The organism is Streptomyces sp. NPDC029014, assembly GCF_055564695.1.
The window spans coordinates 1-24217 of the sequence record NZ_JBVHVT010000108.1 but is presented as its reverse complement, the minus strand read 5'-3'; the positions used below and the strand labels follow the sequence as shown (position 1 = coordinate 24217).

The following is a 24217-nucleotide window of genomic DNA, read 5'->3' as shown; positions in this document are numbered from 1 at the left end:
GGGGGGGGGGGGGGGGGGGGGGGGGGGGGGGGGGGGGGGGGGGGGGAGGGGGGGGAGGGGGGGGGGGGGGGGGGGGGGGGGTCCCCCCTTCCCCCCCCCCCCCCCGCCCCCGTGTGCTCCCTTCCCCGGCCGCGCGGCTACCGGGACCAGACCGTGCCGCGGGCCTCGTACTCGAGCATGGCCTCCACGCCCGTCGCGGTGTCGGGCCCGAGTGCGCGGCGGACGAGCCACAGAGCGAGCTCCAGGCCCGACGTGATGCCCCCGGCGGTGACGAGGTCGCCGTCGTCCACGACCCGCGCGTTCTTCAGCTCACCGCCCTGCTGTGCGAGGTCGGGCCGGGCCTTGTGGTGGGTCGTGCACGGCCGTCCCCGGGTCAGTCCGGCAGCGGACAGCAGCATGACCCCCGTGCACAGGCCGCTGAGGGTGAGCCCCTTGCGGGGTGCGGCCCGCAGTGCGCGCGGGAGGGTGCCGCGTCGGATCTCGGCCCATACGCCCGGGTCCTCGCGGCGCGCGTAACCGCCGCCCGGTACGACGATCACATCGGCCTCGTCGGGGGACCACGGGTGCTCGACGTCGATCCGCGAGCCGTACGAGGCGCGTACGAAGCCGGGCCGGGACGTGGTCACGTAGCGGACTTCGACCGGCACGGCGGTGAAGAACCGGGCGGCGGAGAACACCTCGTACGGGGCGGCGAAGTCGAGCTCCTCCACCCCGTCGAACATGGCGATGTGCACGCGCAGGGGGCCGCCGCCCCGCGTGGTGGGACGCTCGGACGCGGTCTCGGCCGTGGCCGCCGCGGCCGGTCCGGCGCCGACTCCGACTCCGGCTCCGGCGAGGCCGGCGACCGCGCCGGCGGCGCCGATCGCGGTCGAGGCGCGCAGTAGGTTCCTTCGGTTCATCACGTGCTCCTGCTCGGGGTCGGGCGGATCTTCGGGGCGCGCGTACGGATGGGCCCGCGCCGGGGGCCGTCGGGGCGTGGCCGGTCAGCCGGCCTGCGCGAGCGGGGGTCCGGGGTCGACCACCGCCGGCGCTGCCGGGGTGGAGGGCGGGCTCGCGGTCAGCCGTTCGCGGAGGGCGGCGCGGTCGGGCTTCCCGGCCGGGGTGAGGGGCAGGGCGTCCACGACGAGGAGGCGCTCGGGGTGCTTCTGCCGCTCCAGGCCGCGCCCGGTCAGGTGGGCGCAGAGGTCTTCGAGGGTCGGGGTCCGCCCGGTGCGCGGGACCACGCAGGCCGCCAGGCGTTCGCCCATGAGCGGGTCGGGCACGCCGACGCAGACGACGTCGCAGACCCGGGGGTGGGAGCTGAGCTCGCGCTCGACCTCGGCGGGGCTGATGTTGGCGCCGCCGCGGATGACGATGTCCTTGAGGCGGCCGACCACGTGCAGGACGCCGCCGGGGTCCAGGTAGCCGAGGTCGCCGGTGCGGACCCAGCCGTCGGGCGTGCGGTAGCGGGCATCCAGGTCCGGGGCGGCGACGTAGCACAGCGGGGTCATGGGCCCGCGCGAGGTGATCTCCCCGACGGCCCCGTCGGGCAGCGCCGCGTGGGTCTCGGGATCGGCGATGCGGATCTCCGCGACGCGCGGGTCGGGGTGGCCGGCGACGACGCCCGCGCCGTCCGTGGGCGGGACGGTGTGGGCGAGCCCGGTGTGGCAGTTGACGCCGTCGGCGGAGCCGTAGAGGTTGACGACCGGGCAGCCGAACGCCTTGGCCGCGGCCTCCGCCGTGGTCTCGTCGAGGGGGGCGCCGCCGACGACGAGGGCGGTGGGCGCGGGCAGCGGCTCGGCCGCCGCGTCCAGGCGTTCGAGCATCATCCGGATCATGGTCGGCACGCCCAGGACATGGGTGGGTCCGTGCTCGCGTACGGCCGCCAGGGCGGCTTCGGCGGTGAAGTGGTCGAGCAGGACCAGGGTGCCGCCGTGCCGGGCGAGGGTGACCGCGGTGCCGTTCGAGCCGAAGGCGGAGGCGAGCGGCACCAGGAACAGGCAGCGGGGCGGGGTGCCGTCCGGGATGAGGGAGGCGAGGAAGTTGCCGCGCCCGCCCGCGAGCGCGTTGTGCGAGTACGCGATCATCTTCGGCTCGGCCTCGGAACCCGAGGAGACCAGGATGCGGGCCGCGCCCTCCGGGTCGGGGCGGGCGGCCACGAACGCCCGCGGGTCCGAGCGCAGGAGCTCGGACCAGGCGACGGTTCCCTCCGGTGCGGTCCCGGGGCCCACGGCGACGACGTGGCGCAGGGCGGGCAGGGAGCGGGAGAGCGCTTGCAGGTCGGCGGCGTGGTGGAAGTCCCGGTGTTCGACGGAGGCGATGACGGCGACGGCTTCCGCCCGGCGCAGCAGGCATTCCGCTTCCAGGACGCCGCGGCCGACGGGGAACGGGAGCGCGACGGCCCCGAGGGCGGCCAGGGCCAGGTCGGCGATCACGGCGTTGCGGTTGTTGGGCAGTTGTACGCCGACGACGTCGCCCGGGCGGATGCCGAGCTCTCTGAGGCCGACCGCCAGGCATCGGACCTTGCGGTCCAGGGCGGTGTAGCAGAGCTTGCCCTTGGCGTCGAGGACGGCGGTCCGGTGCAGGTTCGCGATCTGGCGGGCCCGGAAGAGGCTGTACAGGTCGAGGTCCGGGCAGGTCCCGTCGACCACCCACGAGCGGCGGAGGTCGGCGGGCAGCAGGTCGTGCAGTACGAGCCTGTTGGCGGTCATGCGAAGCTCCAGGGGTCGGAGACGGCAGGGGCACCGTGCGCGTCACGGCTGATCGAGCCGGCGAAGCGCGGGTCGTGGTGCAGGTCGGACAGGTCGGTCGTGACCGCGGTGGCGGTCAGGCCGTGCGAGCCCAGCCGGGCGAGGGCGTCGGCCGTGCCCAGCCCGCGCAGGTCGTGGGCGGCCGCGGCGGGGGCGCTGTCGTCGACGGGCGCGATCCAGCCGTCCGCGGTGGGCAGCGGGTGGCGGAAGCCGGCGGGGCGGCGGGGGTTCTCCCCGCGGGCCGCGCGCGCGAGGGCGGGTGCGGTGAGGGTGTCGGCCGCGCCGAGGAGGGAGGAGTCCACGCGGACGCCTTGCCCGGTGCGTTCGCGCAGCAGCAGGCCGGCGAGGACGGCTTCGGTGCCGTGCAGTCCTCCGAGCACGTCCAGCAGGGTCATCAGGGACGGCGCCGGCGGCTCGCCGTCGGGACGTACGGCCTCGCCGACCCCGGTCCGGGCCTGGACCATGAAGTCGGTGCCCATGGGGGCGTCGTCGATCCGGTCCGCCCAGCCGCCGGTGTACGCGTACACGAGCGCGGGATTGACGCGTGCCAGGTCGTCGGCGTCGAGGCCGAGCTCGGCGGCCTTGCCCGGAGCCCAGTTGTGGAGGAAGACGTCCGCCTCCGCTGCCATCTCCAGCAGCCGGCGCCGGTCACTCGCCGTCTTGATGTCGATCTCCACGGCCTTCTTGCCGCGGTTCAGGGCGAGCCAGCGGGCTGAGATCCCGGAGCAGGCCGGGGGCATCCCGCGCAGCGGGTCCCCGCCCGGCGGCTCGATCCTGACGACCTCGGCGCCCAGCAGCCCGAGCAGGTGGGCGGCGAGCGGGGCCTGGATGCGGCGGCCCGCCTCCAGCACCGTCAGCCCGGCGAGCGGCCGCGCGGCGCTGGAGGGTGCCAGGGTGCTCGGGGTGACCCGGGACGACGGAACGGGGCCGCTCGGCCCGAACGGCCGGAAGGACCACGGTGGCGCGCCGTCGGCTTCGGTGAGCCGTTCGGTGAGGGTGCGCAGGACGCACACCTCGGCCCCCGAGAGGGCTGCGGCCTGCCGGATCCGGGCCAGGGGGTGCGCCCGGGTGACGGTGTGGAGGGCCTGCGGGAACGGCGCGCAGGCGGTGGCGTACCGGAACTGGAAGGGCCGCCAGCCCGCCCGCATCGCTTCGGCCGACGCGTCCAGGGCCCGCCAGAACGCGGCCCAGGCCCCCGGGTCGAGGGTCTCCAGCTCGAACCGGATCCCCTCGGCGGAGGTGAACGGCGGTCCGCCGGGCGCGAGTTCCGCGGCTTCGCCCTCGTCCGCCCCGGCGGCTGCCAGGTACTGGGACACGGCGAGCAGCCCGGCCCGGTCCGCGCTGGTGGTGACGTGGGCCGCGCCCGTGCCGCGGGCTTGGCCGACCAGGCCGGCGAGCAGTCCCTGTACCGCGAGGACCCCGGTGGCCGTCGCCGTGTAGTCGGCGGCCAGCCCCCGCGGGCTGCCGTCGCGGCGGCCGTGGACGGCCATCACGCCGGTGGCGGCCTGGACCGTGGCCTCGTCGACGAGGCCCCTGTCGGGGTCGCCCCAGGTGACGGTCGCGTGCGCGGTCTCGTACCCGCCGCCGGTGAGCGTGACGGCACCGGGCGCGTCCTGCTGCCCGGCGGCTCCGTCCTGAGCGCCGAGCAGCCGCAGGTGCTGGGCGACGACGCTCGTGATCTGCGGGGGCCCCGAGACGCCGAGGCGCAGTGTGTCGAGTGGCCGGACCGTCTGCGAGATTGCCGGTGACGCCATGCCTCTCCTCTCCCGGCGCGGCGGTGGCCGTCGCCAAGGTCGTACGGAAAACGCGGAACGCGGGAACTCGGGAGCGTCCGCGCCCGACCAGTTCCACGGACAGACAGTCGGACAGACGTTCCCGTGAGTTCCCGGGAACGGGGAGGAACACGGTGGCGGTTTCACTCATGACGAGCGGCGGGGCTCCCCAACCCGATGACGAGGCGGCCGAGTTGACGGCGCGGATCGAGTGCTTCGTCCGTACCCGGGTGATCCCGCGGGAGGCGGTCCTCGACGCCGGCGGACCGGCCGCCGCATCGGCCCTGCGGGAACTGCGTGCCCTCGCCCGCGCGGAGGGGCTGTGGGCGCTGCCCCTGCCCGCCGAACTGGGCGGGGGCGGACTGCCGTTCTCCGTGTACGCGCGGCTCGCGGAGGTCGAGGGTGCCAGTGACCACGGCCCGGCCGCCCTGGGCTCCGCACCGCTGCTCGACGTCACCATGCTGGCCCGGCACGCCGGGAGCCGGGTCCGCGAGAAGTACCTGGAGCCCCTGGTCGCCGGCGGGATCCGTTCCTGCTACGCGATGACCGAAGCCGACGCTCCCGGAACGGATCCCTTCCTCACCGGCACCCGGGCCGACCGTGAGGCGGACGGCGGCTGGCGGATCACCGGCCGCAAGTGGTTCACCTCCGCGGCCGCGACCGCCGACCTGGTGACGGTGCTGGCCCGCACCAGCGGTGCGCCGGGCGACCGCGGAGGGCTCTCCCTGCTCCTCGTCCCCACCGACTCCCCCGGCTTCCGGATCGTCCGGGAGCTTCCCGTCCTCGGGGCGACCGGCCAGTACGAGATCGAACTCGACGGCGTCGGCGTGCCCGGCGACCATCTGGTCGGCGCCGAGGGCGAGGCGCTCGCCATCGCCGGGGAGCGCCTCGCGCTCGGCCGCACCCTGCGCTGCCTGCGCTGGCTGGGACAGGCCCAGCGCGCCTTCGACCTCATGTGCGCGCGGGCCGCGACGCGCAGCGGCTCCCGTGGGCCGCTGGCCGACCACCAGCTCGTCCAGCAGCACGTGTTCGACGCCCTGCTCGCCCTGCGCACCACCCGGCCCCTGGTCCACGAGGCGGTGGCGCTCATCGCCGCCGGACGGGACGCCCGTACCGAGGTCGGGCTCGCCAAGGTCGCCGCTGCCCGGATGCTCCAGCAGGTCACCGACTCCGCCATCCAGGTCCACGGCGCCGCCGGGCTCGGCCCGGACACCCCGCTGCCGGCCCTGTTCCGCGGCGGACGCGCGGCCCGCATCCTCGACGGCCCGGACGAGCTGCACATCACGTCCGTCGCCCGGCGGATCCTGCGCGACCACGGTCCGGGGAGGGTCACACCCGGGTGATGTCGACGAGCCCGTCCAGCGAAGCGAGCCCCAGGGCCAGGAAGAAGTCGCCCCAGACCAGCTCGTGGCGGACGGCGAGGCCCTTGCCCGCGTCGTAGCAGCCGTCCAGCAGCATTCCGGCCGGAAGCCCGTCCTGCGTGCGGGAGAGATGGGCCTCCGCGAGCCGGCTCAGGGTCGCGACGCCCCGGTAGGCGCACGCGTCCGTCCAGCCGGCCCCGGGAACCCTGGCGAGTTTCAGCAGGGCGACCGCGGTGATCGCGGCGGCCGAGGTGTCCGAGGGCCCGTCCGGATCGGTGCCCTCGGCCGGCGGGATCAGCCGCCCGGTCAGGACGTCGTCCTGCGCCAGGAGCCGCTCGGTCGCCTCCGCGGGGTGCACCGGGGCGTGTGCGGCGACGTCCGGCCGTAGGAGGGCGTCGGCGATCGCGAGGAGCAGCCACGCCCGGCCCCGGCTCCATCCGGTCCTCGGGTCCTCGCACGGACTCCACGTGCCGTCCTCGTCGTCGAACCGCCAGGCGGGTGGCCGCTGCTCCCCGGCGCCGCCGAGGCAGAGGCCGAGGTGCCGGTCCAGGTGCGCGGCCGCGGCAGCCGCCCCGGCCGGACCCGCACCGGCCAGGAGGGGCACCGTTCCGGGTACGCCGTCCACGCGCGCCAGCATGCGGGGGCCGCCGAAGGCGCCGCCCCAGGGAACGATGCCCCGCTCGGGGTCGAAGTCCTCGAGGCAGGCCCGCGCCGCCCGGTCCCGCAAGGCGGTCGCCGGGTGGACGCCTTCGGCGAGAGCGGTCCCGTACCAGAGGATCAGGCCACGGGTGGCGGTGTCGACGCCCGTCCACCCCTCCAGTCGGGCCGTGCACTCGGCGGCGGCCCGGCGGTCGGCACCGCGGCCCGTGTAGCGCGCACGCAGCCACAGGAGCCCGGCCCAGAAGCCACCGGCCCACGCACCGCGCCCGGTGGTCGTCCAGGACCCGTTGCGTGGGTCGGCGTACAGCGGGAAGCGGGTGCCCACTTCGGCCTCGGTCGCCGTGACCCGGGCCATCACGGCCGCCAGGGCCCGGTCGGCCCAGTCCGTGGAGCTCACGCGCCGTTCCCCTGGCTATCCCGGCGGTCCCGGCGGTCCTGACGTTCCTGAGGTTCCTGATGTTCCCGGCGGTCCCGGCGTGCCCAGACGAACGCGACAGCTCCGGCCACGGCGAACTCCGCAGCGACCAGGAGCCAGCCCGCCCCGTACCGGCCCCGCTCCGCGAACAGGCCGAAGAGCGACGGACCGACCGCGAACCCGGCGAAGAACCCGGCGGCGACCAGCGCCGAGTCCTGCCCGGCCCTCCCGGGCAGGGCGCGCTGCATGACCAGCACCATGGACACGGCATTGCCCGAGACGGCGAACACGCCCACCGCCACGGCGCCGAGCCACACCAGCGGACTCGCCGACCGGGCGGCCGCCAGCAGCACGGCCGCTCCCAGTGCTCCCCACGCCAGCCACCCCGGCAGCCGTTCGGCCCGCCCCGGGACGGCAGCCCTGGACCATCCCACCCGGCCGGCGATCCCCGTCACACCGAGGACCGCCACCAGGGCGCCGGCCACGGTCGGGTCCATGCCCAGCCGCTGCACTCCGTAGAGCGCCAAGTAGGTGTTGACCGAGGCGATTCCGGCACCGAGGAACAGCGAGTACGCGGCCAGCCAGGCCACCATCCCCCGCGGAACCCACGATGCCGGGGCCGGGGAGGCGGACAGGGGGGCGTCCGCCGGCAGCGACCGCGCCGCCCAGGCGGCCGCCAGCAGCGCGGCGCCCGAGGCCGTCCAGACCGCGGCGCGCCAGCCCAGCCCTGCGGCGAGCGCCGCGAGCGGCAGACCGGCCACGAACGCGCCCAGCTGCACACCGGACTGCTTCAGGCCCGTCACGGCGCCCCGCCGGGCGGGAGGAACGGCCGCCAGGACTGCCTTGTTGGTGGCCGGGTTGGCCAACGCCTGCGGTATTCCGCCCAGAGCGACCGCGCCCAGCAGCACGGCGACGCCCGGTGCGGCCCCGATCAAGGCCAGGGCGGCGGCCGAGACCAGCAGGAGGAGAACCAGTGAGCGCCGCGGGCCGATCCGGTCCACGATCCGACCTCCCGCCGGGGACAGCACGGCGGCGGTTCCGAATCCGATGGTCGTCGTCAGCCCGAGAACGGTGGGCGATATCCGCATGTCCGCCACGAGGCGCGGTCCCAGAGCTCCCATCAGGAACAGCTGCAACATCGAGAAGGCCATGGCGCACGTGAGCAACGCGGTCAGTCGCCGCTCTGCCCAACCGCCCGACTCCGACGGCGCTGACCGCTCCGACGGCGACCGCCCCGACGGCATCGACGTCCCTTGCGCTGCCACCACAGAAGTCTCCGTTCCCCGGATCTTGCACATGCCGACCGACCGGGAAGGCAGTCGGGTGGCACGGCCCTCCGGTTCCCGTCCTTTCCTGTGCCGTGTACCACAACGCACCGAGGCCGGTCGCGCCGAGGACGAGAACGACGAAGAGGGACGAACACGAGGGCGAGCACGAAGACTTGTCATGAAGCGCGCACTCCCCTGCCCGCCCGGGAAGCCGGTGCGAGGATGAACGCGCCATGAAGCCAGGCCACAGTTCCCGAGCCGCGCGGGCTGCGATCTTCGCAGCCGTCTGCGTGCTGCTCGCGGCCACCGGCCACGTCCTCATGTCGGACACGGCCGTCCCCTGGTGGGCGCTGCCTCCCGCTTTCGCCGGGACGTCGGGAGCCGCCTGGGCCCTGACGGGCCGCGAGCGCGGCCCGTTCGCCGTCGCCACCGCGACGGTGGCCGTCCAGGCCGTGCTCCACGCCGGGTTCTCCCTGGCCCAGTCGCTACTGCGGCCCTCGCTGCCACCCGGAAGCCCTTTCGCCCGGCAGTGGGCCACGTACCTGCTGTGCGGCGAACGCACACCCACCGGCACCGCCGTGGCCGGCCACCATGCCCACCACGCCATGGACACCATGGCATCCGCGGCAGCCACGGCGGCGGGCACGGGCCCGCACACCACCGGCCACGACATGGCCGGCGCGTCGCCCAGCGGCATGCTGGCCGCGCACCTGCTCGCCGCCGTCCTGTGCGGTCTGTGGCTCGGCTGCGCGGAACGGTCGGTCTTCCGCTGCCTGCGCGCTCTCGCCGGATGGCTCCGCGCGCCCTTGCGCGTGCTGTTCGGTCTGCTCGCACCGGTTCCGCACCGCCCGCGCCCCCACGTACGCCGGGCCCGGCACCGCCGCGGACTGCGGCAGCTCCTCCTGGTCCACGCCATCACCTCACGGGGTCCGCCGCGGGGAACCGCTGTCGCCTGACAGCCGGCTCCCCGAGCGCACCCGGGCGGCCCCGCGCCGTCGCGCCTCGGGCATCGGCCATGCCCCCCGGCAGGCCGTACACCTCCATCGGCCCCGCCGTGCGTCGCGGGCGCCGACCCCTTTGCCCGTAAGGACCTGTGGCGATGACCCATGCCCCGAACACCTCGTTCCGTCCCGCCGGCCGGACCGCGTCCCGGCACACCCCGGCCTCCGACGCGGACGTGACCCGGCTGGCCCTCGAGGCCCGTGACGGCGACCCGGCCAAGGCCGACCGCTTCGTCCGCGCGCTCCACCGCGACGTGTGGCGGTACGTCGCCTACCTCAGCGCCGACGCCCAGGCCGCAGACGACCTCACCCAGGACGTCTTCCTGCGCGCGCTGGCCGCTCTCCCCCGTTTCGAGGGCCGCTCCTCGTCGCGCACCTGGCTTCTCTCGATCGCCCGCCGCACCGTCATCGACAGCATCCGCCACGCCGCCGCCCGGCCCCGTCTGTCGGACCAGCAGGATTGGCAGACCGCCGCCGAACGGGCCCAACCGTACGGCGTCCCCGGATTCGAGGACGGCGTCGCGCTGGCGGAACTCATGGCGCTCCTTCCGGCGGAGCGCCGGGAGGCCTTCGTGCTGACCCAGTTGCTCGGCCTGGGCTACGCCGAGGCGGCGGCCACGGTCGGACGCCCCATCGGTACGGTCCGCTCCCGTGTGGCCCGCGCGCGCCTGGATCTCGTCGCGCTCCTGACGGACGCGGAGCGGACGACGTCCGCCGGACCGGAGCCACGGACCGCACGGCGGCGGGCCAGCAGCAGCGACAGCGGCGACGAAGTCCCGGCCACGCGCACGCTCCTGGCCGCAGCACGGGCGTGACGACCCACCACGGTGACGACCGTTCACCCGGGGTCGGTATCGTCGCCACCATGCCCCAACTGATAGTTCCCACGCCCGACTTGCACTCGGCCTGGCTCGAGGCGCATCACGAATGGGGTACCGGCCTGCACGAGGACGGATTCGGGCTGGGCCCGTCCGACGACGTCGACTCGCCCGAAGCGTTCGCGGCCTGGGCGGCACGGCTGGCCGACGCGTGCGGCCCGATATCGGTCAAGGCCGGCCAGGGCTGCATCTACCGGTGGATCGTCGAGGGCGACCGGGTGCACGGCGGCATCGCACTGCGGTACGGGCTCGACGACCACGTGCTGCAGTTCGGCCACATCGGCTACGGCATCCGGCCGTCTTCACGTCGGCGGGGGCTGGCCACCTGGGCTCTGGACCAGACGGTCGACGAGGCACGGACGCTCGGCATGGAGCGGGTCCTGCTCGTCTGCGCCGTCGACAACCTTGCCTCGGTGAAGACGATCGAGCGCAGCGGCGGTGTCCTCGAAGGCATCCGGGACACCGAACACGGCCCGGCACGGCGGTACTGGATCGAAATACCGTTCGCGACCTCGTGAACGGTCCGGCGACGCCACAGCGGCAACCACCCGCACGTGGTAGTAGGGGCGGCCGGGGCGCGACCCGCCCCGGTGCCGCACCTTCGTCACGGGATCAGTAGCGCCTTGCCCGGGACCTCGCGGGCCTCGATCGCCCGGTGCGCATCGGCCGCCCGGTCGAGCGGGAACGTCCGGGCGATCACCGGCCGCAGCCGCCCGGCCGCCGCCTCGCCCAGCGCGAACGCGGCCAGCCGCCGCACCTGCTCCGGCTCGTACTGCACCTCGCGGATCCCGGTGACGGTGATCCCGCGCCGCTCGGCCTCCTGCGCGTCGGGCTCGGCGAAGCCGCCGCTGGGTGCGCCGTGCGCCGAGACCCGGCCGCCGTCGCGGACCAGAGCGAACGCCGCCCGGCCCAGCTCGCCGCCGACCCCGTCCAGCAACAGGTCCACCGGCCCGCCGACCTGCCCGGTCCAGCCTTCCTGCGTGTAGTCCACCACCCGGTGCGCACCCAGCCTCCGCACCAGCGCCAGTTTCTGCGCGCCCCGCGCCGCGCCGATGACCTCGGCCCCCGCCGCGACCGCGAGCTGCACCAGCAACGTCCCCATCCCGCCGGCCGCGCCCAGGACCAGCACGCGGGTGCCGGCAGTGATCCCTGCCGCCGCGGCGATGCCCGCACCCGTGACCCCGTCGTGCCCGAGCGCGGCCGCCTCCGCCGCCCCGAGCCCGTCGGGGACGGCGACCAGCCGCTCCAGCGGTACCCGGACGAGCTCCGCGTACGTGCCGGGCGTGCCCGCCGCTGCCAGGGCCTGGCGGCCCAGCCAGTCCTCGTCGACGCCCTCGCCGACCGCGACCACCGCGCCCGCCGCCGCTCCTCCGGGCACGTACGGCGGGCGGATGCCGAACCGGTCGCCCCAGCCACCCCGGATCTGGGTCTCCACGAAGATCGTGTCGACGGCCTCGGCCCGGACCACGACCTCACCCGCCGCGGGGACCGGATCCGGCAGTTCCACCGGGACCAGCACTTCCGGACCACCGTACGCGTCCACCTGCACAGCCTTCATGGCATCCGCCCTCTTCCAACGGGGCCGTCGGCAGGCCCCGATCACGTGATCACTCTCCGACCTCAAGTCCGGATGAGGTCAAGCGGCGGCGAGGAGGATGAGCCTGCTCCTGTCCCGCCGGGGTCCGGGACCCGTCCGTACGCCGAGGCCGCCCTCGGCGATCCGGGCTTCGACGATCTGTACGGGTCCCTGCGCGACGGCCTGAGCAGCCCTGCCACCGGCGACGGCCAGGCGGCTACGGCCAGCCGGTCTCCCCGAGCTGGAAACGTATGCTCCGGGACATGACAGTCCTGTACGGCAACGCCGTCGAACTCCGTCCTTCCGAGCCCCACGACGTCCCCGGACTGGCCTCGATCCGCGCCACCCCCGAGGTGCGGGCGCGCTGGCGCGGCGGCCCCGACCTCGAAGCCGAGGTCGCGGAGGACCTGACGGATCCCGACACACACTGCCTGACGGTCTACCAGCACAACCGCATCATCGGCATGATCCAGTGGCACGCCGAGGAAGAGCCCGACTACCGCCACGCCGGCATCGACCTCTTCCTGGACCCTGCGGTCCACGGCCGGGGCCTGGGCACCGACGCCGTCCGAACCCTCGCGCGGCACCTCGTCCACGATGCCGGTTTCCACCGGCTCGTCATCGACCCGGCCGCCGACAACGCCGCCGCCATCCGCTGCTACACGAAGGTCGGCTTCCGGCCCGTCGGTGTCATGAGGCAGTACGAACGCGGCGCCGACGGAACCTGGCACGACGGCCTGCTCATGGACCTCCTCGCCGACGAACTGGACTGAAGTGCAGTGAACTGACCGAGTTCTTCCGAGCAGTTCGTCAACCTGCCGTGCGTGGCGGCAGCCGCCGGGTGATCCGGTCGAACAGCTCCAGCAGCGGTTCGCCCACGTCCCTGCCGAAATCGGTGAGCCCGTAGGTGACCTGAGGCGGTGTCGTCGGCTCGACCCTCCGCCACACCAGGTCGTCCTGGACCAGTGCGCGCAGCGTCTGGGCGAGCATCTTCTCGCTGATGCCCTGGATGCTTTCGCGCAGCTCGTAGAACCGAAGGTCGTTGCTCTGCAAGGAGATCAGCACCCAGATGCCCCACCTGCTGGTCACGTGGTCGACCATGTCGCGCGCGGGGCAGTCGGTGTGAAACACGTCATAGCGCCTCCCCACGTCGCCGTGTCCGAGCTGCGCGCTTCCCGTCATGTGCGGAGCTTACCTCCGGGTATGCCCTTACCGAAAGTTAGCCCACGTCCTAGCGTCAGGGCCGGACACGACATCGGACGAGGAGCTGATCATGATCGTGGTGACCGGGGCTACCGGAAACGTGGGCCGGCCGCTGACGCGGGCGCTGGCCGAGGCGGGCGAGCAGGTGTTGGCGGTGTCGCGGCACGCCGCGCCCGTGCCGGAGGGCGTCCGCCACCTGGCGGCCGACCTTGCCGAGCCGGCCGGCCTGGAGCCCGCGCTCGCGGGGGCGAAGGCACTGTTCCTGCTGCTGTCCGGCGACCTGCACGGTCCCGGAACCGGCCCGGCCGAGCTCATCGCCCGGGCTGCGGCCGGCGGGGTGCGCAGGGTCGTGCTGCTCTCCACACAGGGCGTGGCGACCAGGCCCTTCGGCGCGACGCGGATCGCGATGCGTGCGCTGGAGGACGTGGTGCGGGAGTCCGGCCTGGAGTGGGCGATCCTGCGGCCGGGCGGCTTCGCCTCCAACGCCCTGTGGTGGGCCGGGTCCGTCCGCGCTCAGCGGGTCGTCGCCGCGCCGTTCGGTGATGTCGGCGTGCCGATCATCGACCCGGTGGACATCGCCGGGGTCGCCGCGGCCTGTCTGCTGGAGGACCGGCACGACGGCGGTGTGTACGAGCTGACCGGCCCGGAGGCGATCACCCCGCGCCAGCAGGCGCAGGCCATCGCCACCGCGCTGGGCTCGCCCCTGCGGTTCCACGACCTCACCCGCGACGAGGCCGCGGCCGCCATGAGCCGGAGCATGCCGGCGGAGCTCGCGGAGGACACCCTGGACATCCTCGGCGCCCCGAGCGAGGCCGAACTACGCGTCAGCCCGGCCGTCCAGCGGGTCCTCGGGCGGCCCGCGCGGACGTTCGCGGACTGGGCCGCCCGCAACGTCGACGCCTTCCGCTGAGGCTGAGGAGCACCCTCCGTATCAGGGGCAGGGCGCCGGCCGGGCCTTGGTCGAGGGCGAACGCGATCACGTGTTCCACCTGAGGCCGCCACCTTCCGCTCACCAGAACCCCCGCCAGCGGGACATGCAGCCGGTGCCGCGTACCGACTGGAGGTTGGTCAGATCGCGGCGCCGGCCTGCGAGGGCACGGTGCACGGACGGAGGACCATGAGTGAGTCCGTCAAGGCCGCCACCATGGCGAACGGAAACCGGTCGAGCTCGAGACAGAGCGCGACGTCATCAGGATGTGCTCCCTGGCGCACACCCTCCGCAAGCTCGGCTGCGGCGCGCGACTCGGCGGCCCGGCGAAGGAACCCGGCAGCATCCGCCCCGGCTTCACCGACCCTCCGCGCGATGTACTGGGCGCACGCCAGATCTTCGTCGGCCCGTCCGTCGTCGCCAGTGACCACGAACGTGACACGGTCACTCCTGCGTGCCCGCAAGAGCCGAGCAGTTGCCTCCGCCACCACGAAACTGGCGCACAGCACCAGCGACGCGTCCTTGACCGCAAGGGCGCCGACCGTCCCTGCCGTTGTCTTCTGCACGACGGTCCGTCCGCGAAGGTCGACAGACCGCAGCAGGCCCGGCGAGTTGACCAAGTCGAACCCGGGCGCGGCCGGACCGTCCTTGAGCGCCACCCAATCCGGGTGGCGGGCCTTGAGCGCCGAAGCGTCGTCCAACGATTCGGCAAGAACGATCTTTTCCGCCCCCTGGGCAAAGGCCCAGGCAGCCACGGTGAAGGCACGCATGACGTCGACCACCACCGCCACGGACGGGGCCTCGACCAGCTCAGCGATACCAACGAAACGAGCGTCCACTCCGATCATGCCGGGGCATTTTACTCAGGCCGCTCGCGTCTCGGTGCGTCGCGGGCCCAGCGCGAGTGCGCTTGCCCGAGCCGCGCCTTCGGATGACGCACACGAACGGGGGTTCGGCCGTTCGCCCGACACGGTCGTACGCCGCACCGTCAGAACGCCGGTACGTCCACGGTTCCGGGGTTCCATGGCAGGCATGGCCAGGCTGAACACCTCGGCGCGGCTGCGCCGCGTCTCCCGCCACGGCACCCGTCACGGAAGGCGGCCGCCCGCAGGGCGCCCTCGGGCGGACGAGCACACTACCTCACACAGACTCCAGTGGGCGGCGCTCGCGGCGGCGGCCCTGCCGCGGATCGCGGCTCTCGCCGCCCTGCTGTTCACCTGGGCTTCGGTCGAGCAGTCCGGCGAACAGCTGAGGGTCGCCGAGCAGGGCCAGGTCACCGGCCGGTTCAACGCGGCCATCGGAAACCTCGCCTCCCCCGCCGTGGACATCCGCCTCGGCGGCGTCTACGGCCTGCAGCGGCTGATGCAGGACTCGCCGGACGAGCAGCCCACCATCGTGACACTGCTGACGGCGTACGTCCGTGAGCACACCCGCGGCCTGGTGGGTGGCCTCGCCGATGCCCGCCCGGCCACGGACGTGCAGGCGGCCATGACGGTGCTGGCCAACCGGGATCCCGTACGGGACGGCCGTGGCGACTTCGACCTGCGCAACGTGCACTTGCGCCACCTGGGCTACGTGGGGATGTGGGACCGGAGCCGCGAACGCGTGATCGGCATCAACTTCCCGGATGCCGACTTCAGCGGCGCAGATCTGGGCGACGCAGATCTGGAGCACGCCCGTCTGCCCGGGGCGGTCATGGCGGGCACGGTCCTACGAGAAGCGGCCCTGACCAAGGCCGAGTTGTCGGACGCCGTGCTGACCGGCGCCGATCTGGCCCGGTCGCGCCTGGTGGGGGCCGACCTGAGCCGGATCCAGGCGGTCGGGGCGCACTTCGAGGACACTGACCTGACGAAGGCGGCAATGCAGGACGCCCGCCTACAGCGGGCCAGCCTCGTCCGCGCCAGCCTGCCCGGCGCGGTCCTGCGCGGAGCGGACCTGAGGCAGGCGGATCTCCGCGACGCGGACTTCACCGGAGCGGACCTGACCGGCGCCGATCTCACCGGCGCGAAGAACATGTCCACCGCGGAGTTCAAGGACACGATCCGCAGGAACACCCGAGGCCTGCCGTATTGACGTCCCCATAACCCGGCCCCGGCTCCGGTCCCGGGCACAACCCACCACGTCGGCCCCGGCTGATCCAGCCCCGCCGACGCGATGACTCCATGCGGCCGGCTTCCTCGGTGGCAGCGCCGGCACGCAGGGCCTGGATCAGGTCGAGACCGCATCGGGGCAAGGCGACCCGGTAAGGCACCGCGGCCGCACCCGCATCACAGCTCCGATTCGCCGTTCCTGCACCGCACTTGCACAGTCCGGTTCGTCTTGCTCGCGCCCGTCCTGCCGCCCCGGTCGCCTCGCCCGTCCCCCGGACATACGCTGGCCGTAGGGGAGGCGGCCACGGGCCGCCGTCACAAGAACACCGCGTCGCCGATGGCTCACCGGCCATCGTGCCTGCCGGCCGTGTTGCCCCCTCCCATGACGGTTGACGGTCGTGCACCGCGCCGGCACTCTCCGTTGCTTCCATGCGACCAGGGAGTCGCAATGACAAGACTTTCTCGTGCACACCGTCGGGCCCTAGCCCTTGCGGCCGCGCTGACGGTCGGAGGACTGGTGTCGGGTACGGGCCCCGCGGCCTCCGCCGCCGTCCCGGCCGGCCTTCCCGCTCAGGTCAGCCCCGCCGACCAGGCCGCCATGCTGAAGGACACCAACGCGATACGCCAGAAGGAAGGCGCGTCACCCCTCGTCTGGGACGCGGCCCTCGCCTCCGGCTCGCAGTCGTGGGCCGACAACCCCGACTCCCTCGCCGGAGGAAGCCTCAAGCACGACATGAGCTTCAACAACGGCGCCGAGAACATGTCCGGTGCCGGGCCGTCCCAGGCCGTATCGCAGTGGGCCGCAGAAAAGGCCGCCTACGACGCCGCCGGCCCGAACTGGAACACGAAGGACCCCAGCTACAGGAACTGGGGCCACTACTGGAACATGGTCCAGAAGAACTACACGAAGATGGGATGCGGCGCCGCAACCGGCGTCACCGTCTGCCGCTACGCCTGACCCGACCGACACGGACCGAAACGGACACGGACCGCCACCACCTGGGCGCGGTTCCTGAAGGTCCCGACGCGGCGGCGTCGTTGACAGGCCGACGGACGGGCCCTGCCGTTCGCTACACGGGGTTCGCTGCGGCGCGGATTCCAGCGGGGATTCGGGAACCCCCGCCTGCGCCTGATCCTCTCCTTGGGCGAGGAGGGATTCTGGTGACCCTGACAGAAGTTTCGCGGGCGGGGCGGCGTACGGCGGCCGTCGCGGCGCTGCTGTGCGCGTGCGCCGTACTGGCAACGGGGTGCGGTACGCGGCAGGCGAACGGCACGGCAGCGGCCGTGCCGTCGGCCGTACCGGCCACCGGCTTGTGCGAGCCGCTCGATCTCACGTCGGACGTGGAGGGCCCCGTCCACCCGCCCACCGACGAGGAACACGGCTCGCCCCAGCCCCCGACCGAGGAGGAAACGGGGCCCCCGCAGCCTCCCACCGAGGAGCAGACCGGGCCCCCGCAGCCTCCCACCGAGGAGCAGACCGGGCCCCCGCAGCCTCCCACCGACGAGGAGACGGGTGTTCCCGGACCCCCCACGGACGCCGAAGCGACGCCCGGAGCGGCGGTCCCGTGCGGTGACGCGGGCTGGTACGACATGACCCGCGAGTTCAAGACCTACCAGGCCGGGCACCCCACCGGGGGCGACCCTTCCGTGGTCATCAGGCAGGTCCGCGTACGGAAGGTGCGCGACGCCGGCGAAGCCCTCGTCGTCTTCGCCACCGACTCCGTCGGCAAGGGCCGGGGCGACGACGCCCGCGCCCTCGCCCAGGTCTTCGCCGCCTGGCGCCGGCAGGTGTACGGGGACCGGGGCACCGTGCAGCTCAGAACGGCCGACGGCGCGGTCGCGGCCAACGTGGCCTGGTGAGCAGCCGCACCCGGGGCCTGGTCACGGGGCGAGCGGTTGAGAAGACGTCTGGCGGTGGAGAAGACGTCTGCGGGCCGGGGCACCGGCGCGGTCGGCGAGGTCGAGGCTGCCCTCGGCCGGCGCCGACCGCGTCCGGCCAGTCCGTCGGCGGTCTTTCCGAAGTCGGCGAACCCTTGCCTCAGGCGGCGCCGCGGGCCTTGAGCGCCTCGGCCACGTGCTGGGCGGTGGCGGCGCTGGACTGGGGGTTCTGGCCGGTGACGAGGTTGCCGTCGACCACGACCCTGCTCGTCCAGGCCGGACCGCCCTCGACGTCGGCACCGAGCTCGCGGAGCCTGCTCTCCACGAAGTACGGGGACGCCTCCTTGAGGCCGCCCTGCCGCTCCTCCTCGTCGGTGAAGACGGTCAGCTTGCGGCCGGCGAAGGCGAAGGCGCCGTTCTCGTCGGTCGCGCTGAGCAGGCCCGCGGGGCCGTGGCACAGTGCCGCGACGGTCTTCCCACCTCGGTCGGTGTCGACGAGCAGACGGCCGAGGTCCCGGTCATGCGCCAGGTCCTCCATCGGCCCGTGTCCACCGGGGATGTAGACCGCGTCGTAGTCGGCGGCCGCGACATCGGCCAGCGTGAGGGGCTTGCCCAGCCGGTCGGCCAGGGAGTCCAGGTACGTGCGGAACTCCTCACCCTCGGCCTCGTCCACGCCGCCGCGCTCGTCGAGGCTGATCCCGTCGACGGTGGGCCGTACGCCCCCGGGGGTGGCGATGTCGACCTCATGGCCGGCCTCACGCAGTACCCGGTGCGACACGACGACCTCCTCGGCCCAGAATCCGGTGGGGTGGGTCGTGCCGTCGGCCAGGGTGATGCTGTCGGCGCCGGTGAGGACCATGAGGACCTTTGCCATGGCGGACCTTCTTTCTGTTCTCGCGCTTGCGGATTGCCTGCGTCCATCCAACCCGCCAGACCTCGCAATTTCTCCGATAGGCTCGCTCCTGTCATCAGATTTCTTATGGATGGAGGGTTGCGTGGCGGACCTCGACCTGTTGTCCACCTTCCTGGAGATCTACCGGAGCGGGTCGATCACCGCCGCCGCGGACCGGCGGGGCCTGTCCCAGCCCGCTGTCAGCGGACAGCTCGCCCGCCTGGAGGAACAGCTCGGCGAACCCCTCTTCATCCGATCGCGCCGGGGCGTGGTCCCCACCGAACGCGCCTACGACCTGGCCCGGCGGGTAGGCACCCGCATCGACGAGCTGCGCCACGCGCTCGTCGCCCCCGGCGAGGACCAGGCGGCCTTCCGGGGCACGGTGCGTCTCGCCGGCGCCTCGGAGCTGATGGCCACGCGCATCGTGCCCGCGCTCGCTCCGCTCACCACCCGTGGCCTGAGGCTGCGGATCACTCTGGGCCTCGCGGAGGAGCTGCTCGCGGCGCTCACCGCCGGGCGGGTCGACCTGGTGGTCTCGGCGGTCCGCCCGCAGCTGAAGGACGTGGTGGCCACGCCCCTCGCCGACGAGGAGTTCGTGCTGGTGGGCTCCCCCAGCCTCGCCCGCACGGTCGACCCCGAGCGGCTCACCACCGAACCGCTCCAGGCCCTGGCCCACCTGCCGCTGGTCGCGTACGGGGAGGAGTTGCCCATCATCCGGCGCTACTGGCGCAGCGAGTTCGGCCGCCGCCCACCCAACCCGGTCGCGGTCACCGTCCCCGACCTCCGCGCGGTCCTGGCCGCCGTGGTCGCCGGAGCGGGGGTGTCGGTGCTGCCCCGCTACCTCGTGGAACCCGCACTCGCTGCCGGGTCGGTTGAGGCGCTGCACCACCCGCTCGTACCCCCGCTGAACACCCTCTACCTGGCGACCCTCGCCGGCGGCCTGGTCAACCCTGCCGTGGCAGGAGTCCACCGCCACCTGACCGAACGCTCCCGCGAGTGGGACGTCCTGTAGCGGACCACCCGGTCCGCCGGCCCACCGCGAGCCGTGATCGGGACGGATGTCATGTGCCGGGGCAGGGCGGGTGGAAGTCGACCGCCGGGAAGTACTGCGCCCATTGGGTTCGGGTGATGCGGGGGTGGGCGCTGTCGCAGATGCGGGCGGCCACCCTGTCCAGGGCGGGGTCCCACAGCCGGATCGTGAAGTCGTTGCCGCCGGTGGCCAGGGCGTGGCCGTCCGGGCTGAAGGCGACGGCCGGTACGGGGTTCGCGTGGCCGGTGAGCGCCGTGGGAGTGGCCGTACCGCCGACGTCCCACAGCAGGGCCTTGCCGTCCGCGGCGCCGGCGGCCAGTCGGCGGCCCTCCGCGTCGAAGACCAGCGTGTAGAGCCAGGAGCCGGACGCCGGTAGCTGCCCCGTCCTCACCGGGTGGCCGATGTCGCTGACGTCCATCAACCAGACCGTCCTGTCCGTGCGGTGGAAGGCGGCCAGTCGCCGGTCGTCGGGGCTGAACACGCCGCCGGTCAGAGGGGCGGATCGGTACGGGAACGGCAGTTCCCGGGGGTTGCGCGGATCCCTGATGTCCCAGAACCGCAGCGAACCGGACTCGCCGGTGCTCGTCACGAGCGTGCGGCCGTCCGGGCGGAACGAGGCCGTCGTGACGTGCGGCCCGTCCTAGGCGATCCGGCTCAGTCGCCGGGGACGGCCGGGATCGGTCAGGTCCCACAGACCGGCCGTGCCCTGCGCCCAGACGGCCAGCAGGTGGCCGTCCGGGCCGAAGCGGGCACCGCCGACTTCACCGGCGCCGGGGGTGAGGACCGAGGCCAGTCGCGGTCTGCGCGGCTCGGTCACGTCCCAGACGCGGGCGGTGGCGTCCTCACTGGCCGTGACGAGGGTACGCCCGTCCGGGCTGAACGCCACGGACCGGACGAACCTGGTGTGCCCGTGCAGGACCGACAGCGGCCACAGGGACCGGCCTCCGGTGACCTGCCACAGGCGTGCCGTGCCGTCCCAGCTGGCGCTGGCGAGCAGGTGGCCGCCGCGGGCGAACGCCAGGGACGTGACCACGTCGTCGTGGGTCGCGAGCGACAGGTCCCGCAGGTCCAGGAGCCGGTCGGAGTTGGCGAGCACGCGACCGTCCGGGCTGAACGCGGCCTGGTAGAAGCCGCCCTGCACCGTGCTGATCCGCTTCGGGTCGGCCCGGGCCGCGACGTCCCAGAACTGCGTGGACCCGCCCACCGTGACGAGCGTGCTGCCGTCGGGGCTGAACGCCACCGACCAGACGATCGCGGGGTGGCCGGGCAGGACGGCCGGTGGCTGCGTGCGCGGGCTGCTGCCGACGTCCCAGACCCGAGCGGTGCGATCCCAGCTCCCGGTGGCCACGGTCCGGCCGTCCGGACTGAACGCGGCCGAGGTCACCGTGTCGGTGTGGCCGCGCAGCACGTCGAGGAGGACCGGATGGGCGGGGTCGACGACGTCCCACAGCCTCGCCGTGGTGTCGCCGGTCGTCGCCAGCGTGCGGCCGTCCGGGCCGAACGTCACCGAGGTGACCGTGCCGGTGTGGCCCGGCACGGTGGCCAGCAGCCGGGGATGGCGGGGGTCCTGCACGTTCCACAGCCGGGCCCCGCCGTCGGTGTGGCCGGTGGCGAGGACGCCGCCGGGCCGGTACGCCACCCACGTCGGCGCGGACGGCTGCTCGGGCAGCGTGCTCAGCTCTGCGGGCGCACGCGGGTTCGTCACGTCCCACAGCCGCACCGAGCGTTCGCCCGCCGTGGCGAGGACATGACCACCCTCACCGAACGCCACCGCCCTCAGCTGCTCCGGCTGGTGCAGGACGGCGAGTTCCACGGGGCGGTGGGCGTCCCCGATGTCCCACAGTCGCACCGTGCGGTCCCAGCTCGCCGAGGCCAGGACGGTGCCCTTCGGCGCGACGGAGATCGAGACCACATCGGAGGTGTGACCGGTGAGCCGGCCCGTGTACGTCGTCGAGAACGCGCTCATGAGCTGGTCGCGGACGTCGCCGGTGGCCGCCAACCGGTAGGCGGCCAGGTTCAGCTGCGCGGCGAGGGCCGGGTTCTGCTGCCGCACTCCGGCCGCGTCCGCGGCGGCCTTTCGCGCAAGGGCCACGTTGCGCTGCCGGACGGCCGAGTCCCGCGAGTCGATGGCCAGCCCGCCCGCGGTCGCGGCGATGACCACGAGCACGGTGAGCAGCGTGACCAGTTGCCTCAGCCGGACCGTTCGTCGCCTGACCGCCGCGATCTCACCGGCCTGCGCTTCCCGGCTCGCGTCGAGGAAGCGCCGTTCCCTGGAGGTCAGCCGGCTGCCGTCCGCCGCGACCAGGTCCAGCGCCGCGGCCAGTCGGGCACCCCGGTACAAGGCGTGGGGGTCGTGGTCCTGCGCTTCCCAGTCGGCGGTCGCGTCGGTGAGCTGCCGGTGCAGGAGTAGCTGGTCGCGGTCCTCGGTGAGCCAGCCGCGCAGTCTCGGCCAGCACCGGATGATCGCCTCGTGCGTGATCTCGACGCATTTCTGGTCCAGCGTCACCAGCCTCTGCCGGGTCAGGGTGTCGAGCACGAAGGCGGTGTCGGGGTTCGGGTCGAGCTCGTCCCTCGTGATCCGGCGCCTGGTGTCCTCCGTACCGTCGCCCAGCGCGGTCAGCCGGAGGAACAGCGATCTGGCGAGGTCCTGCTGTACGGGTGACAGCGCCTGGTAGGCGGCCTCGGCGGTGTGGGCCAGCGCGTGCTGGATGCCGCCGGCCGCCAGATAGCCGTCCAGGGTCAGCCGGCTGCCGCTGCGGCGGCGCCAGGTCTCGGCCATCGCGTGCGAGACCAGGGGCAGCGCACCCGGCTGGCCGGCGGCGTCCGCGACCACGGCCGCCAACAGCGGGCCGGTCACGGTGCAGTCGCTGAGCCCGGCCGGCCGGGTGATGGCCTCGCGCAGCTCCTGGCTGCTCATCGGTCCGACCGCGACCTGCGCGTCGCGCATCGCCTCGACCAGCCGGGGGTCCTGCACGCAGTGGCCGTAGAAGTCGGCGCGGACGCCGAGTACCACCCGGGTCCTGCTGGTCGCCGCCGTGGTGGCCGCGATCAGCAGGGCGATGAACGCGTCCCGTTCCTCCCGGTCCCTGCAGAGGGTGAAGACCTCCTCGAACTGGTCGACGACGATCAGCGCGTCGATGTCCGGTGCGCGGTCGACGACGGCTCGGCGGATCCGCAGGTGCAGGGCCTTGGGATCGTCGAGCAGTTCGGTCACCAGCGCGCCGGGAGCCTCTCCCGTCGCGGCGGCCAGGTGGATCGCGCACTCCTCCACGGGATGCGGACCCGGCGTGAACAGCATGACCGGCCACCCGGATGCCCGCGCGCGGGCGACGAGCCCGGCCCGCAGCACCGAGGACTTCCCTGCTCCGGACGGCCCGAAGGCCGCCAGGAACCGGTGGTCACGCACCTTCGCGAGCACCTCGTCGGTCAGTCGCTCGCGCCCGAAGAAGCGGTCGGCGTCTTCCGGTTGGAACGCCGACAGTCCCGCGTACGGTGTGCTCCGCCGACTGGACTCCCCGGGCTCGTCGCCCGGTGCGCTCGCGGCGATCTCGGCGGCGACCGCATGCCATCGGGTTTCCCATGCGCGGCGGTCCCCCTGGCACGCCTCGACGTAGGCGAGCGTGACGCCGAGGCTGGGGAACCTGTGCCCGCCCGCGGCGTCCGACAGCGTCGTGGACGAATAGTGGGCCCTCTTGGCCAGTGCCCGGTAGGGCGGGCGTCCCGCCGCCTCGCGCAGCTTGCGAAGGTCGGCCGCGAACCGTGTCAGCGGACCGGTGTCCAGGTCGAGGGGGCGTTCGGGGCGTGGCATTGCCTTCCTTCCTGCGTCTTTCCGCAGTCGTGATGGGAGGTGATTGTCCAGCTCTTGATGTCCGGAACCCTCGTTCCGGCGCCGGACATCGGCCGGCGGTTAGACATGGGCCAGCGCAACCGCGCAAGCCCGAGACGAAGGAGAACCATGAGGTCTGTGCGACGACTGATGCTGCTGGCGGCGGCCACCGGACTGCTGGCCGGCGCCGCCTTCCCGGGCACGCCCGCGTTTGCCGCGGCGCCGCTGCTGAAGTCCAACCTGAACGGGAGGTGCGCCGACATCTTCATGTTCCATCAGGAGAACGGAGCCTCCACCGTGACGTGGGACTGCACCGGCAACACCAACCAGCAGTGGCGCTGGGACGGTGAGCAGATCCGCTCCAGCATGAACGGGAAGTGCCTGGAGATCTACGGCCCCCATCTGGGTGACCAGGGCTCGGTGGCCATGTGGGACTGCAACGGCGGTCTCCACCAGAAGTGGTTCCGCAACGGCAGCGAGATCCGGAACCGCGTGAACGGGAAGTGCCTGGACATCCTGGGCGGTCGGCCCGAGAACGGCCAGCTCCTGGTGAGTTGGAGCTGCAACGGCGCGCGGAGCCAGAGCTGGGACTTCTGAACGCCGGCCCGGGGGGGGGGGGGGGGGGGGGGGGGGGGGGGGGGGGGGGGGGGGGGGGGGGGGGGTGTGGGGTGGTTGTTTTGTGTTGGGCGTGGGGGGCCGGCGGTTGGATC

Annotated in this window: 22 protein-coding genes and 1 pseudogene; 11 read left to right on the top strand and 12 right to left on the bottom strand. The window is 73.7% G+C overall.

Annotation, left to right across the window (positions count from 1 at the left end; genetic code table 11):
* Nucleotides 1-137: 137 nt before the first annotated feature.
* From ACZ4VL_RS36405 to ACZ4VL_RS36395, 3 genes are all read right to left on the bottom strand, one after another.
* Complete coding sequence (locus ACZ4VL_RS36405; protein WP_468209005.1) at nt 138-899, bottom strand: DJ-1/PfpI family protein; 762 nt, start codon at nt 897-899, stop codon at nt 138-140.
* Between the two features lie 84 nt (nt 900-983).
* Nucleotides 984-2690, bottom strand: coding sequence for a class I adenylate-forming enzyme family protein (locus tag ACZ4VL_RS36400; RefSeq protein WP_468209002.1), 1707 nt, complete (start codon nt 2688-2690; stop codon nt 984-986).
* Nucleotides 2687-4483, bottom strand: coding sequence for a CoA transferase (locus ACZ4VL_RS36395; protein ID WP_468209000.1), 1797 nt, complete (start codon nt 4481-4483; stop codon nt 2687-2689). Before ACZ4VL_RS36395 ends, ACZ4VL_RS36400 begins: the two co-directional genes overlap by 4 nt.
* Before the next feature lie 152 nt (nt 4484-4635).
* Between ACZ4VL_RS36395 and ACZ4VL_RS36390 the strand changes: the two genes are divergently transcribed.
* Nucleotides 4636-5844 carry an acyl-CoA dehydrogenase family protein gene (locus ACZ4VL_RS36390; protein WP_468208997.1) on the top strand — a complete coding sequence of 403 codons (1209 nt, stop codon included), beginning with the start codon at nt 4636-4638 and terminating at the stop codon, nt 5842-5844.
* Here ACZ4VL_RS36390 and ACZ4VL_RS36385 read toward each other — a convergent pair.
* Nucleotides 5831-6919 carry a sugar ABC transporter permease gene (locus ACZ4VL_RS36385; protein WP_468208995.1) on the bottom strand — a complete coding sequence of 363 codons (1089 nt, stop codon included), beginning with the start codon at nt 6917-6919 and terminating at the stop codon, nt 5831-5833. The two genes, ACZ4VL_RS36390 and ACZ4VL_RS36385, sit on opposite strands and share 14 nt — an antisense overlap.
* Complete coding sequence (locus ACZ4VL_RS36380) at nt 6916-8088, bottom strand: MFS transporter (RefSeq protein WP_468208992.1); 1173 nt, start codon at nt 8086-8088, stop codon at nt 6916-6918. Before ACZ4VL_RS36380 ends, ACZ4VL_RS36385 begins: the two co-directional genes overlap by 4 nt.
* Before the next feature lie 350 nt (nt 8089-8438).
* On the opposite strand from ACZ4VL_RS36380, the gene ACZ4VL_RS36375 reads away from it, so the two are divergent.
* The 3 genes from ACZ4VL_RS36375 to ACZ4VL_RS36365 all read left to right on the top strand — a co-directional run bounded on the left by ACZ4VL_RS36375 (nt 8439) and on the right by ACZ4VL_RS36365 (nt 10602).
* A complete protein-coding gene (locus ACZ4VL_RS36375) occupies nt 8439-9161 on the top strand; it encodes a hypothetical protein (RefSeq protein WP_468208989.1) in 723 nt (240 codons plus the stop codon).
* 143 nt (nt 9162-9304) lie between these two features.
* Nucleotides 9305-10021 (top strand): sigma-70 family RNA polymerase sigma factor, encoded by a 717-nt coding sequence (locus ACZ4VL_RS36370; RefSeq protein WP_468208986.1) that lies wholly within the window; start codon nt 9305-9307, stop codon nt 10019-10021.
* Nucleotides 10022-10071: 50 nt separating this feature from the next.
* A complete protein-coding gene (locus ACZ4VL_RS36365) occupies nt 10072-10602 on the top strand; it encodes a GNAT family N-acetyltransferase (RefSeq protein WP_468208984.1) in 531 nt (176 codons plus the stop codon).
* An 86-nt stretch (nt 10603-10688) separates the two neighbouring features.
* On the opposite strand, the gene ACZ4VL_RS36360 is transcribed toward ACZ4VL_RS36365, so the two are convergent.
* Entirely contained in the window at nt 10689-11642 is a 954-nt protein-coding gene (locus ACZ4VL_RS36360; RefSeq protein WP_468208982.1) for a zinc-binding dehydrogenase, read from the bottom strand.
* Between the two features lie 281 nt (nt 11643-11923).
* On the opposite strand from ACZ4VL_RS36360, the gene ACZ4VL_RS36355 reads away from it, so the two are divergent.
* Nucleotides 11924-12433 carry a GNAT family N-acetyltransferase gene (locus ACZ4VL_RS36355; protein ID WP_468208979.1) on the top strand — a complete coding sequence of 170 codons (510 nt, stop codon included), beginning with the start codon at nt 11924-11926 and terminating at the stop codon, nt 12431-12433.
* Between the two features lie 37 nt (nt 12434-12470).
* Here ACZ4VL_RS36355 and ACZ4VL_RS36350 read toward each other — a convergent pair whose 3' ends face one another.
* Entirely contained in the window at nt 12471-12842 is a 372-nt protein-coding gene (locus tag ACZ4VL_RS36350) for a winged helix-turn-helix transcriptional regulator (RefSeq protein WP_468208976.1), read from the bottom strand.
* Nucleotides 12843-12933: 91 nt separating this feature from the next.
* On the opposite strand from ACZ4VL_RS36350, the gene ACZ4VL_RS36345 reads away from it, so the two are divergent.
* Nucleotides 12934-13773, top strand: a complete 840-nt coding sequence (locus ACZ4VL_RS36345; RefSeq protein ID WP_468208974.1) for an NAD(P)H-binding protein — start codon at nt 12934-12936, stop codon at nt 13771-13773.
* Nucleotides 13774-13931: 158 nt separating this feature from the next.
* On the opposite strand, the gene ACZ4VL_RS36340 is transcribed toward ACZ4VL_RS36345, so the two are convergent.
* The gene (locus ACZ4VL_RS36340) at nt 13932-14630 is read right to left on the bottom strand and encodes a 2-phosphosulfolactate phosphatase (protein ID WP_468209010.1); all 699 of its coding nucleotides are present in this window, start codon (nt 14628-14630) and stop codon (nt 13932-13934) included.
* Nucleotides 14631-14823: 193 nt separating this feature from the next.
* On the opposite strand from ACZ4VL_RS36340, the gene ACZ4VL_RS36335 reads away from it, so the two are divergent.
* The 3 genes from ACZ4VL_RS36335 (at nt 14824) to ACZ4VL_RS36325 (ending at nt 17741) form a co-directional block, all read left to right on the top strand.
* The gene (locus ACZ4VL_RS36335) at nt 14824-15864 is read left to right on the top strand and encodes a pentapeptide repeat-containing protein (RefSeq protein WP_468208972.1); all 1041 of its coding nucleotides are present in this window, start codon (nt 14824-14826) and stop codon (nt 15862-15864) included.
* Between the two features lie 465 nt (nt 15865-16329).
* Complete coding sequence (locus tag ACZ4VL_RS36330; protein WP_468208970.1) at nt 16330-16839, top strand: CAP domain-containing protein; 510 nt, start codon at nt 16330-16332, stop codon at nt 16837-16839.
* 203 nt (nt 16840-17042) lie between these two features.
* On the top strand, nt 17043-17741 hold the full coding sequence (locus ACZ4VL_RS36325; protein ID WP_468208967.1) for a hypothetical protein: 699 nt from the start codon (nt 17043-17045) through the stop codon (nt 17739-17741).
* 178 nt (nt 17742-17919) lie between these two features.
* On the opposite strand, the gene ACZ4VL_RS36320 is transcribed toward ACZ4VL_RS36325, so the two are convergent.
* A complete protein-coding gene (locus ACZ4VL_RS36320; RefSeq protein ID WP_468208964.1) occupies nt 17920-18633 on the bottom strand; it encodes a type 1 glutamine amidotransferase domain-containing protein in 714 nt (237 codons plus the stop codon).
* A 121-nt stretch (nt 18634-18754) separates the two neighbouring features.
* Between ACZ4VL_RS36320 and ACZ4VL_RS36315 the strand changes: the two genes are divergently transcribed.
* Nucleotides 18755-19663: a LysR family transcriptional regulator gene (locus ACZ4VL_RS36315; protein WP_468208962.1), complete on the top strand. Its 909-nt coding sequence runs from the start codon at nt 18755-18757 to the stop codon at nt 19661-19663.
* A gap of 49 nt (nt 19664-19712) precedes the next feature.
* Here the strand turns inward: ACZ4VL_RS36315 and ACZ4VL_RS36310 are convergent, their stop codons facing one another.
* From ACZ4VL_RS36310 to ACZ4VL_RS36300, 3 genes and pseudogenes are all read right to left on the bottom strand, one after another.
* Nucleotides 19713-20162, bottom strand: coding sequence for a WD40 repeat domain-containing protein (locus ACZ4VL_RS36310; protein ID WP_468209007.1), 450 nt, complete (start codon nt 20160-20162; stop codon nt 19713-19715).
* 78 nt (nt 20163-20240) lie between these two features.
* A pseudogene (locus ACZ4VL_RS36305) lies at nt 20241-20300 on the bottom strand (hypothetical protein); the annotation flags it as partial.
* A gap of 21 nt (nt 20301-20321) precedes the next feature.
* Entirely contained in the window at nt 20322-23489 is a 3168-nt protein-coding gene (locus ACZ4VL_RS36300; RefSeq protein ID WP_468208960.1) for an NACHT and WD repeat domain-containing protein, read from the bottom strand.
* 147 nt (nt 23490-23636) lie between these two features.
* Between ACZ4VL_RS36300 and ACZ4VL_RS36295 the strand changes: the two genes are divergently transcribed.
* Entirely contained in the window at nt 23637-24104 is a 468-nt protein-coding gene (locus ACZ4VL_RS36295; protein WP_468208957.1) for an RICIN domain-containing protein, read from the top strand.
* Nucleotides 24105-24217: the final 113 nt, after the last annotated feature.